Here is a 12,211-nt window from a genome sequence, read left to right as displayed (position 1 = left end):
AATCAGCCTATTCATATATCTTTAAAATTAACGTACAGCTTCAGCTACACATTCATTAATAGTTTTAGTCACGATATTGCTGACGATTGTTGCACGTGCTGTTGGATCAATCGCTGCTGTAGCCAAATCAACCGTAGTTACGCTTTGAGGAGCTTTTTCACTTACACATCCACAAATTTCACCTTGGATATTTTCTTTCTGCTCTGCAGTCATTAATTTCGTTGCAGTTTTCCAAGCAGAAATATTGTTCAATTCAGTTGTGCATTTTGCATTGATCGCAATTTTAAGTGCAGCCGAACCTAACTGTTGAGTGGTATTTGCGGCAGGTGATGATGTCCCTGTTGTACCTGTAGCACAAGCTCCGAGCACTAATGTCATTGGTGCGAGTAAAGCGATTAATTTTTTCACAGTATTGTCCTTATCATCTTACGAATTGAGCTATTTTGCCTAATGTAACATCATGAAGAAATAGATTTTTTGTATTTCCCGACTATATGTTCAGTTATAAGTCGCATTCCGTTGCATATTTTCAACACTGTGTCCCATTTCAATACTTATAAATAATTTATGCTTAAATTATTATGTGCGAAATTCAATCATAAGTTTATATCATGAATAATAAATCCAAATATTACACACGTACAGCTCAAGTCTTGCATTGGGTCATGGCGATTATTTTTATCACGGCGTGGGTGATCGGCTTTTATAGCGGCAATTTTTTAAGTTATGAAGTAGATGGTAGCTTCAAAGGTGACGTCATCACGCTTCACAAAAATATTGCAACCACAATTATTTTTCTGGTCGTGGTTCGTATCTTTTGGCGCTACACTCATCCTGCACCCGAGTTACCAGAGACAATGTCTCCCCTCATGAAAAGACTCGCACATTTAGGGCATCTTGGACTTTATTTTATGCTTCTGGCTTTACCAATTACGGGTTGCTTATGGAGTTGGAGTCTCGGCTACCCTGCACCAGTATTATTCTTATTTGATCTACCCGCTTTAATAGGTGAGAATCCTCAAGTAACTGAAATTGTAAAACCACTTCATATTTGGATTTCTTGGGCTGCAGGTTTACTTTTACTCGGACATATTGCTGCGGCATTAAAGCATCACTTTATAGATAAAGATCATGTCTTAGACAGCATGACCAAACAACCTAAAGATTGATTGAGTACGGCTCTAAATTTCTGAGTGAGATTTAGAGCTAATCACACATGCTTTTAGGCTATTCAACATGGCTTTTCGAATGACTTCTTGCTTGATATCTTCGTTAACTGTTGCTTTGGCAAGTTCCTGAGCCGGAATATCTTTTAAAGCATGATTTGATACACAATCACAGGTTTCTAATTTTAATTTCTTTTTGTTTTCTTCATTCATTAAATATGTCGTTATTTTCCATATTTTTGAATGGTCGACTTCACGCTCACATTGATACTGGATGACAGGCTTTAATATACGCTGTGTCAATGTCGTATTTGCATTCGCGATAACTACGGGCAACATTAGCAGACTCAAGCAAAACAAAGACTTCAATTTCAACATCACATTCGGCTCTATTGTTTAAAGCATATTAAACCAAAGGTGGGATTTTGCCCCCACCTTCCAGTATTTCATATAAACAAGTTTAACTGTTTTAAATTGCGAGAATTTTATCTTTCCACTTTTGTTTTTGCACATCGGAAATAAACGATGCTTCAAATGAATTTATAGCGAGTTGCTTTAATTCATGATTTGTTAAATCTAAGGCCTCAGCAATCGCAATAAAGTTATCATTCATATACCCACCGAAATAAGATGGATCATCTGAATTGACGGTTACATGCACACCCTGCTGTAACAAACGGAGAATATTATGATCTGCCATATCATCTACAACACAAAGCTTTAAATTTGATAATGGACAAACCGTTAAAGGCATTTTTTCAGCAATCAAACGTGCCAACAACTTTGGATCTTCTTCAGAGCGTACGCCGTGATCAATACGATTCACTTTAAGTAAATCCAAAGCTTCCCAGACATATTCTGCTGGACCTTCTTCACCTGCATGAGCAACAACCAAAAATCCTTCATCACGTGATTTTGCAAATACCCTTTCAAATTTAGAAGGTGGATGCCCAACTTCACTTGAATCTAACCCTACCCCAATAATTTGGTCTTTGTAAGGTAAAGCCTGTTCAAGTGTTTCAAATGCTGCCTCTTCACTCAAATGACGTAAGAAACACATAATCAAATGCGTTGTGATGCCTAATTTTACCTCAGCATCGTGGCAAGCTCGTTTTAAGCCTTTAATTACCGTTTCAAATGACACACCACGATCCGTATGGGTTTGCGGATCAAAAAACATTTCAGTATGAACCACTCGATCTTCTGCACATTTTTCAAAATATGCCCATGCAAGATCATAAAAATCTTGCTCATTGATTAATACATTCGCACCTGCATAGTAAATATCTAGAAATGATTGCAGATTGTGAAAATTATAAGCCTGTTTGACTTCTTCAACTGATTGATATGGGATTGCAATTTCATTGCGCTGAGCAATGGCAAACATCAACTCAGGTTCAAATGTCCCTTCAATATGGACATGAAGCTCAGCTTTAGGTAAAGCTTTAATTAACTCAACACGGTTCATTGCTACTCCTCATGAAACCAAAAATAAAAAGGGTGCAAACTGAGTTTACACCCTTTTAAAAACTGTTAAAAATTAGCCGCCAAACATTGCAAATTTTAGCGCCCATAATACTGCGATAATCCATACCATATATGGTACTGTAGATGCTTTACCTGTAAGTAACTTCACCAACGCATAACTGATAAAGCCCATGGCAATACCATCAGCGATTGAGTAAGTGAACGGCATAAACACGATCGTTAAGAAAGCAGGAACCGCTTCAGTAATATCATCCCAATCAATATGTGTAATACCCTGAATCATCAATACCCCTACAAAGAGTAAGGCTGGTGCAGTTGCAAATCCAGGAACAGATTGAGCCAACGGTGCTAAGAACAAACAAGCAATAAAAAGTAAGCCAACTATTACCGCTGTAAGACCTGTACGCCCCCCTGCTGCTACACCCGCAGAAGACTCAATATATGGTGTCGTTGATGATGTACCTAATGCAGCACCAGCAACAATCGCTGAAGAGTCGGCAAACAGAGCTTTCTTCAAACGTGGTAATTTACCATCTTTGAGTAAACCAGCACGATGTGAAACACCAACCAGCGTTCCTGTTGAATCAAATAGATCAACTAAGAAGAACACAAAAATTACACCGATTAAACTTGCGGTAAATAAGCCTTCAAAATCCATTTGCATGAATGTTGGTGCAATTGAAGGAATTTGACCAATCACACCTTTAAATTCACTCAATCCTAGGAATGTTGAGATTGCAGTCAGCACTAAAATACTAATGATAATCGCACCACGTATTTTAAAGTGATGCATAACAACAACCATCAAAAAACCGAATAAGGCTAAGAGAACGGTTGGTTGTTTTAAATCACCTAAACCCACTAGAGTCGCAGGATTATCCACAATGATGCCAGCATTTTTCAAAGCGATTAATGCTAGGAATAAACCAATACCACCACCAATAGCCAATTTTAAAGACATTGGAATGGCATTCACGATAGCTTCACGAATTTTAAACATACTGATCGCGATGAAGACCAGACCAGACACAAATACCGCAGCTAAAGCGGTTTGCCAAGGCACACCCATTCCTAAACATACCGAATAGGTGAAATATGCATTTAAGCCCATACCCGGAGCCAATGCGATTGGGTAATTGGCAATAATACCCATGACAAAACAACCAATTGCTGCTGCCAAACATGTCGCAACAAATACCGCACCATGATCCATTCCTGTTTCAGACAGAATCATTGGATTGACAATGATGATGTAGCACATTGTCAGGAATGTCGTCATCCCTGCAATCATTTCAGTTCGAAAAGTTGTTTTGTTTTCGCTTAGTTTAAATAAGCGTTCAAGCAAACCCGCTGAAGAATTTGGATTTGTCATTGTCGAGCCCCTGCTTAAGATCGAGCGAGTCGTAAAAATTATTTAGATCATTTATTCAATGATTCATTGGCAAATGTAGCTCAGATGACGCATTCAATAAATGTACCAAAATGACATTTCCGATAAATTGAAGCACAATTAAAAAAGCTGCAATAAAGCAGCTTTGATATGATGATCTATCAATTGAACAGTCGCTAGACAATTCGATCTATCGGGATATATTTTTAATTATAACATAGACTGAATTTGAAGGGCTGAATACACAGTCATAGGTTATAAAACGCTAAAATTTAATCTTTATTTAAATCACGTTAAAAAATATAAATTTAAATATACCCCTTAAAAAATCACTGATGATTTTTAGATCATTTAATTTTAAATGGTAGAGTAAATTAAGCTTGCTAACAGTGTATACTTTCTAAATTTGCACTCTTACCGATCAATATGAACATTATTTCATTTGGAGGTATTCCCAAATTAGGTAACCTAATCCAAAGCCCAAACAGGAATACGCAGTAATAATAAAGAAAACGAAACTTGCTTTATTCTTTTTTTTCAAGAAATTCATAATGCTCGCCTTAAGTTAACTCGTCATGCACTATGATAATGCATTTAGCTAATAATACCAGTTAAATAGAATTATTTCCCTTAAATATCAATAAATTACTATTTTTAATAAATACTATCAGTACTTTTCATAACAACTTCATTTTATGATAAAAAATTGAGCACTCTAACTAGATGCATCGATTTGCTGATCTTTAAAATAAAAAGACCACTCTTCATAGTGGCCTTTCATTCGATCAGTTTTGTTGAGAAACAAAACGTGCTCTGGCAGCATGAAGCTTCTTATAGCTCTCAATAAGTTTTAAATGACGATCGAGACCTTCAAGTTGCATATTGGTTGGCGTCAATCCATAAAAACGCACATCACCTTCGATTGAGCCTATTGCAGCATCAACTCTCTCATCACCGAACATACGTCTAAAATTCGGTTCATAGTCTTCAATTTCCATTTCTTCATCTAACAATACTTCTAAAACGACATCCATGCATTGATAGAATAAACCGCGCTCTACAGTATTGGTGTTGTATTGTAAGAACTGTTCTACTTGGTCTTTCGCTTCTTCGAAATTTTCCAAAGCTAAGTTAATTAATAGTTTTAATTCAAGAATAGTTAACTGACCCCACACCGTATTATCGTCAAATTCAACACCAATCAAGGTAATAATATCGGTATAGTCATCCACTTCAACTTCTTCAAGTTTCTCTAGCAAAGCTTCGAGCTGTTCATTATCTAAACGATGTAAGTTAAGAATATCTTCTCTAAAGGCTAAAGCTTTATTGGTATTGTCCCAAATCAGATCTTCAACCAAATACACCTCAGAATATCCTGGCACTAGAATTCGGCATGCAGTTGCACCTAAATGTTGGTATACAGCCATGTAAACCTCTTTACCCATCTCTTTTAGGATATTGAACATCTTTTCAGCTTCTTCAGCATTTGTATTTTCACCCTGACTGGTGAAATCCCACTCTACGAAATCATAATCAGATTTCGAACTGAAGAATCTCCAAGATACAACGCCCGATGAATCAATAAAGTGTTCCACAAAGTTATTTGGTTCTGTCAGGGCATGGCTATTGAAAGTAGGACGTGGTAAGTCATTTAAACCTTCAAAACTACGACCTTGTAAAAGCTCTGTTAGGCTGCGTTCTAATGCAACTTCAAAGTTTGGATGAGCCCCGAATGATGCAAAAACGCCACCCGTTCTTGGATTCATTAATGTCACGCACATGACTGGGAATTTCCCACCTAATGAAGCATCTTTGACCAGCACTGGAAAACCTTGCTCCTCAAGTCCCTTAATACCCTCAACTATTTTTGGGTACTTTGCTAGAACATGTTCAGGTACATCTGGCAGGGTAATTTCACCCTCTAAAATTTCGCGCTTAACCGCACGCTCAAATATTTCAGATAAACATTGTACTTGTGCTTCAGCCAAGGTATTTCCTGCGCTCATACCATTTGACAGATACAAATTTTCGATCAAATTTGAAGGGAAATATACAATCTCACCGTCTGACTGGCGCACAAATGGTAACGAACAGATACCTCTCTCAATATTGCCAGAATTTGTGTCGTACAGATGTGTGCCTAATAACTCATCTTCGGGATCGTAAATTTCAAGTGTATATTCATCTAAAATTTCTGATGGCAATTCACCATTTGGACCTGGTTGGAACCACTTTTCATCTGGGTAATGCACAAATTCAGCATTTGCGATTTCTTCACCCCAAAATTGGTCGTTATAGAAGAAATTACAATTCAAACGTTCAATAAACTCGCCTAATGCAGATGCTAAGGCACTCTCTTTCGTTGAACCTTTACCATTGGTAAAACACATTGGCGCTTGTGCATCGCGAATATGTAAAGACCATACGTTTGGCACTATATTCCGCCAAGACGCAATTTCAATCTTCATCCCTAAGCCCGCCAAAATTGCAGACATGTTGGCAATCGTTTCTTCAAGCGGCAAATCTTTGCCCGGAATAACAGTCACATTTTCCTTGGCAATATTTGGCATAAGTAAAGTTTGAGCATCCGCATCAATGCTTTCAACTTCCTCAATAACAAATTCTGGACCTGTTTGAATGACTTTTTTTACAGTGCAACGGTCGATTGAACGTAAAATACCTTGTCGATCCTTCTCAGAGATATCTGAGGGTAATTCGACTTGGATTTTAAAAATTTGTTTATAACGGTTTTCTGGATCAACAATATTATTTTGGGATAATCGAATATTTTCTGTAGGAATATCTCGTGCAGCACAATACACCTTTACAAAATAAGCTGCACATAATGCTGAAGACGCAAGAAAATAGTCAAATGGGCCTGGTGCAGATCCATCACCTTTATAACGAATAGGTTGATCGGCAATAACCGTGAAATCGTCGAACTTTGCTTCCTGTCGAAGATTGTCGAGATAATTGACTTTGATTTCCATGCGGGCACCTACAGAACTTATCCAAACAGCTAGATAAGTTAAAAATAAATTAAAACGCATTGTAATCAGAAATGCATGCAAATTGAATGAAAGTTTTTTTGCCCCTCCCCTTAAGCTCTCTCTAATTGGGCGTTATCAGTGTTTTATTTACAAAAATTTTAACAAAAAAAAGCTGGTACCGAAGTACCAGCTTATTTAATCCACCAAACTGAAATTCAGTTCAACTTAAGTGTTATTAGATGCTTGCAATAGCAGCATTTAAAGTTGCACTTGGACGCATAACTGCATTTACTTTCTCTGGATCGATTGCGTAGTAACCACCGATATCAACAGATTTACCTTGAACTTCTGCAAGTTCAGCAACGATCTTCTCTTCATTTTCAGCTAAAGTCTTCGCTAAAGTAGAGAATGTCGCTTTTAATTCAGCATCTTCGTCTTGAGCTGCTAATTCTTCAGCCCAGAACTTCGCTAAATAGAAATGGCTACCACGGTTATCTAACTCACCTGTACGACGTGATGGAGATTTGTCGTTGTCAAGTAATTTACCAGTTGCAGCATCCAATGTTTTCGCAAGAAGTTTAGCTTTAGGGTTGTTTTCTTTAATACCAAGCTCTTCAAGTGAAACAGCGAGTGCAAGGAACTCACCTAAAGAATCCCAACGTAAGTGGTTTTCTTCAACAAGTTGTTGTACGTGTTTAGGTGCTGAACCACCTGCACCAGTTTCGTACATACCACCACCCGCCATTAAAGGCACGATAGACAGCATTTTCGCAGAAGTACCAAGCTCCATAATTGGGAACAAGTCAGTGAGGTAGTCACGTAGAATGTTACCCGTTACAGAGATTGTATCTAGACCACGAGCAACACGTTCAAGTGTGTAACGCATTGCACGTACTTGAGACATGATTTGAATGTCTAGACCATCTGTATCGTGATCTTTTAAGTATTTTTGAACTTTCTTGATCAATTCGTTTTCGTGTGGACGGTATGGGTCTAACCAGAAGATTGCTGGCATGCCAGAGTTACGTGCACGTGTTACAGCTAGTTTTACCCAGTCGCGGATCGGTGCATCTTTCACCTGACACATACGCCAGATATCACCTTCTTCCACGTTTTGAGACATTAAAACTTCGCCAGTTTCGATATCTGTGATGTTAGCTACACCAGCTTGCGCGATTTCGAATGTTTTGTCGTGTGAACCGTATTCTTCAGCTTTTTGAGCCATTAGACCAACGTTAGGTACAGTACCCATTGTGCGTGGGTCGAAGTTACCATTCCACTTACAGAAGTTGATCATTTCTTGGTAAATACGCGCAAATGTAGATTCAGGCATTACTGCTTTACAGTCGTAAGGCTTACCGTCAGCACCCCACATTTTACCACCACCACGGATCATTGCAGGCATAGAAGCATCTACGATCACGTCGTTTGGAGAATGGAAATTAGTGATACCTTTTGCTGAATCCACCATTGCTAAAGCGGGACGGTGTTCTTGACATGCGTGTAGATCTTCGATGATCTCTTCACGTAAAGAAGTCGGTAAAGTTTCGATCTTCTCGTAAAGACCAGCCATACCGTTGTTTACGTTAATACCTAGTTCGTCGAACAGTTTACCGTGTTTTTCGAACGCTTCTTTGTAATAAATCTTCACACAGTGACCGAATACGATCGGGTGTGAAACTTTCATCATGGTTGCTTTAACGTGTAAAGAGAACAAGATGCCCGCTTCTTTACAATCATCTAATTCTTTTTCATAGAAGTCGCAAAGTGCTTTCTTGCTCATGAACATAGAATCGATGATTTCGCCGTCTTGCAGTGCAACTTTGTCTTTAAGAACGATGGTTTCACCAGAATTGGTGATCAGTTCCATTTTCACATTGCGAGGACGATCTAAAGTCATAGACTTTTCGCCGTGATAGAAGTCACCTTCATCCATGTGAGAAACGTGAGTTTGTGACCACTGTTTCCACTCACCCATAGAATGTGGGTGTTTTTTCGCATAGTTTTTAACAGCAGCAGGCGCACGACGGTCAGAGTTCCCTTCACGCAATACTGGGTTTACTGCTGAACCTAAGCATTTACCAAAACGTGCTTTGAGTGCTTTTTCTTCTTCAGTCGTAGGATTCTCAGGATAATCTGGAATTGCATAGCCTTTTGATTGAAGCTCTTTGATACATGCAGTCAACTGAGCTACAGATGCACTGATGTTTGGAAGTTTGATGATGTTTGTGTCTGGATCTTGTGTAAGACGACCTAATTCTGCAAGATTGTCTGATACTTTCTGCTCTTCGCTAAGGTATTCAGAGAATTCAGCGAGCACGCGTGCTGCAACTGAGATGTCAGTTTTTACAATCTCAACACCAGCAGGCTTAGTAAAGGTCTCAATGATCGGCAGTAGTGAGTAAGTCGCCAGTAATGGCGCCTCGTCGGTCAGTGTGTAGATGATAGTTGACTTTCCACCAGCCATATATAGCCCCTTGCTTTGGATTGAGTTACAGAGCACCGAACTTTTGGTCCAGTCTCTTAGAACCGATTTGCTTAAATTAAAACGTTGAGAGTATCGTTCTTCGTCGCATTTCAGTCAATGAAATAAGCTTTTAGTACGCTATTTTGATGAAATAACATACAAAATAGTATCCATCTTTAGTTTGATAATACTGTATGAATTTCATTACTTCTGAATGAAAAGTGAAGAACTGGTAATGAACGTTGATCTCAACTTCCCTGTAATATGAACATTATACGTGTCTCATATTTAAACAGGATGGCAAAAGCGTACATTTCGGACGTTATTGTAAGTGTTAATGTACGGGTATATTAATAAATTACGGAAATACCCAATATTTAGATTAAAGCATTTTGGGTATTTATACTTAAAATATATAATTTAATATCAAATTTAGAGATTTTTGAAACGCAATTTTTCTTGATAGAGCAAGTGATAACGAATACTTTACTTTTAAATAAAGAAGTAATATCTTGCTTACGAAAAAAGGGCTTAAGTAAAATACTTAAGCCCTTTTTTTTAATCTTGGTAGGTATATCCAGACTCGAACTGGAGACCTCTACGATGTCAACGTAGCGCTCTAACCAACTGAGCTATACACCTAGAATGCTTCGCATCTTATGCAAAAATCACTTGGCTGACAAGCCTTTTTCATATTTAACCAAAAGATATGAACAAGTTTTAATCATTGACTTAAAATTTGCGAACTCTTGTTTAGAAATACTCGATTGTGAATAACTTAAGTGCTCGTACAGAATGATAATTTCGAGGAAAACAGCTCTATCATTTTGACTTAAAGGTGATGAAATTCTTTCCAACCATTGTCGAACCGTTTCGTAAGAATAACGGCGATTGTGAAGTCCTAATTTTCTATTGAAAACATGAAGTACCCAATCGATTTGTGAATAGTGTTTTCTCTTTTTTCTCAACATCCATAGCGCATAACATCCTAATATGATTAGTGAGCCTGCAAGGATAATCACAAACACTGAAGCAACTGAATGAATTCCAAATTTTGTCATCCAACTCTGCTGTTGATCAGCATTATATCCAACAACTTTACTTTGCCATTGATAACTTGCGTAATCACTCCATACGCGAACTTTTGTCAAAAAAGGATATTTTGCAACTGACCAATTTGTATTCTCAGAGTAGAGTGTTTGATTATTTTGAATTAAATTTTGCATTCCCTGATCAATACGTTCAGGAGCAATCATTGCAGTGGGATCAATCCTCTGCCATTGACCTCCAAAATATACTTCAGTCCAAGCATGTGCATCTAACTGCCTCACTTCCCAACTTTTCTGGTCTGGCGCAAATTGACCTCCTTGATAACCAGTCACGACTCGGGCAGGAATACCGACATAACGCATCATCATGACAAAACTAGAAGCAAAATGCTCACAAAATCCTTGTCGTGAATTAAACATAAATGCATCTATCCGATCACCACTCAAAACACCGGGAGATAAAGAATACTGAAAGCTATTTTGCTTAAACCAGTCTAAAACTTGCTGGATATAACGCTCTGGCTGCTCTCCACTTTTAATAAATAAGTCCCACGCTAAACTTTGACTTTTGATATCACGCTGATGGAGATACTGGGTGTAATACTGAATTTGAAACTGACTAAGTTCATGATTTATTTTCATCCCACGCCCTAACCAAACTAAGTTTATAGGTTGAGCCGTTTGAATAGGTCGTTGAGCTGAAATACCACCGTCATAACGGAGATAATAATTTCGTTGTTGAGGTACAGATTGCTCTAATCCCATAATCCATTCTACAGAAGGATCTTTAGCCAAATACTGATATTCAACTTTTTGATTTAAATTAGAAAGTTGATAAGAGTTTAACTCGTTTAACCCTCTATTAAATCCATGACTCGTCCATTTTTGACCATCATATTGATCTAAAACCAAAGCTCGCCAATACATTTCTGAACGAGGCGGTAATTTTGTGATATCACCAATAATACGAAATGCTAATTCATTTGACTGAGACAGCTCAGCAATGTCACCTGGGGACATGGAATCACTGATTCCTGTCATCCCCTTATTTTGTTGAATCGGGATATGCCAAAGCGGAGGTAATCGTGGGAAAAAAATAAAGAGCAATATAAAAAAAGGAATTGCCAATCCGATGAATTTACCGACATGAATGACATCGTGCTTTAAGCCATTTTTAGTTTCAGGAGTGGACAGAAACTCCGCGGTTTGAATTCTATACAGTCCTACAAAACAGCTCACTAAGCACAGTACCACTCCCAAAGCAACATACAACGTTTGACTGTATAAAAACGTACTTGCCGCCACGAATAAGGCAAAATTAAAAACGATGATCAAATCACGTTTTTTTTGGGTTTCTAATGCTTTTGCAAATAGAAAAGTTGTCAGCGATGCTACCCCAGCCTCAACACCAACAAAAGTATGGTAATGCAGATAAATCGCGCCAAGTGCAATTGCTGTAAAACTAAATTTTATTGCTTTGGAGACATTTTTTTTACTTTTTTGAATATGCCATAAATATATAAGCTCAATACAGAGCACCAAAATTAAAGCATAAGGTAGATAAATAATCTGGATAAATAAAATGAGTGCCAAACTCAATAGCATGGATTGTGAAACTTTAGGATGTACCATATATCTAAACCTATTTTCTATTTCACACT

At 37.9% G+C, this 12,211-nt stretch carries 9 protein-coding genes and 1 tRNA gene; 1 reads left to right on the top strand and 9 read right to left on the bottom strand.

Translation table 11 applies throughout. The annotated features are described in order from the left end of the window. Positions 1-27: 27 nt before the first annotated feature. Complete coding sequence (locus AC1M9B_RS01135) at positions 28-408, bottom strand: hypothetical protein (protein ID WP_180027580.1); 381 nt, start codon at positions 406-408, stop codon at positions 28-30. Between the two features lie 203 nt (positions 409-611). Here AC1M9B_RS01135 and AC1M9B_RS01130 point away from each other — a divergent pair, with 203 nt between their 5' ends. Continuing rightward, positions 612-1,169, top strand: coding sequence for a cytochrome b (locus tag AC1M9B_RS01130; RefSeq protein ID WP_481608346.1), 558 nt, complete (start codon positions 612-614; stop codon positions 1,167-1,169). A 12-nt stretch (positions 1,170-1,181) separates the two neighbouring features. Here AC1M9B_RS01130 and AC1M9B_RS01125 read toward each other — a convergent pair whose 3' ends face one another. From AC1M9B_RS01125 to AC1M9B_RS01090, 8 genes are all read right to left on the bottom strand, one after another. Next, a complete protein-coding gene (locus AC1M9B_RS01125) occupies positions 1,182-1,505 on the bottom strand; it encodes a hypothetical protein (RefSeq protein WP_481608345.1) in 324 nt (107 codons plus the stop codon). 130 nt (positions 1,506-1,635) lie between these two features. Further along, positions 1,636-2,634, bottom strand: coding sequence for an adenosine deaminase (locus AC1M9B_RS01120; RefSeq protein WP_481608344.1), 999 nt, complete (start codon positions 2,632-2,634; stop codon positions 1,636-1,638). Positions 2,635-2,706: 72 nt separating this feature from the next. Beyond that, entirely contained in the window at positions 2,707-4,026 is a 1,320-nt protein-coding gene (locus AC1M9B_RS01115) for an NCS2 family permease (protein ID WP_481589776.1), read from the bottom strand. Positions 4,027-4,477: 451 nt separating this feature from the next. Next, positions 4,478-4,594: a hypothetical protein gene (locus AC1M9B_RS01110; RefSeq protein WP_092766106.1), complete on the bottom strand. Its 117-nt coding sequence runs from the start codon at positions 4,592-4,594 to the stop codon at positions 4,478-4,480. 235 nt (positions 4,595-4,829) lie between these two features. Beyond that, positions 4,830-7,034, bottom strand: coding sequence for an OsmC domain/YcaO domain-containing protein (locus tag AC1M9B_RS01105; protein WP_481608343.1), 2,205 nt, complete (start codon positions 7,032-7,034; stop codon positions 4,830-4,832). 235 nt (positions 7,035-7,269) lie between these two features. Next, positions 7,270-9,501, bottom strand: coding sequence for an NADP-dependent isocitrate dehydrogenase (locus AC1M9B_RS01100; protein ID WP_481586658.1), 2,232 nt, complete (start codon positions 9,499-9,501; stop codon positions 7,270-7,272). Between the two features lie 565 nt (positions 9,502-10,066). Further along, a tRNA-Val gene (locus tag AC1M9B_RS01095) sits at positions 10,067-10,143 on the bottom strand. 26 nt (positions 10,144-10,169) lie between these two features. Continuing rightward, entirely contained in the window at positions 10,170-12,182 is a 2,013-nt protein-coding gene (locus tag AC1M9B_RS01090; RefSeq protein ID WP_481608342.1) for a transglutaminase TgpA family protein, read from the bottom strand. Positions 12,183-12,211: the final 29 nt, after the last annotated feature.

Source organism: Acinetobacter sp. ANC_7513 (assembly GCF_056779915.1).
The sequence above is the reverse complement of the archived record's forward strand: the minus strand, read 5'-3'. Positions and strand labels throughout refer to the sequence as shown.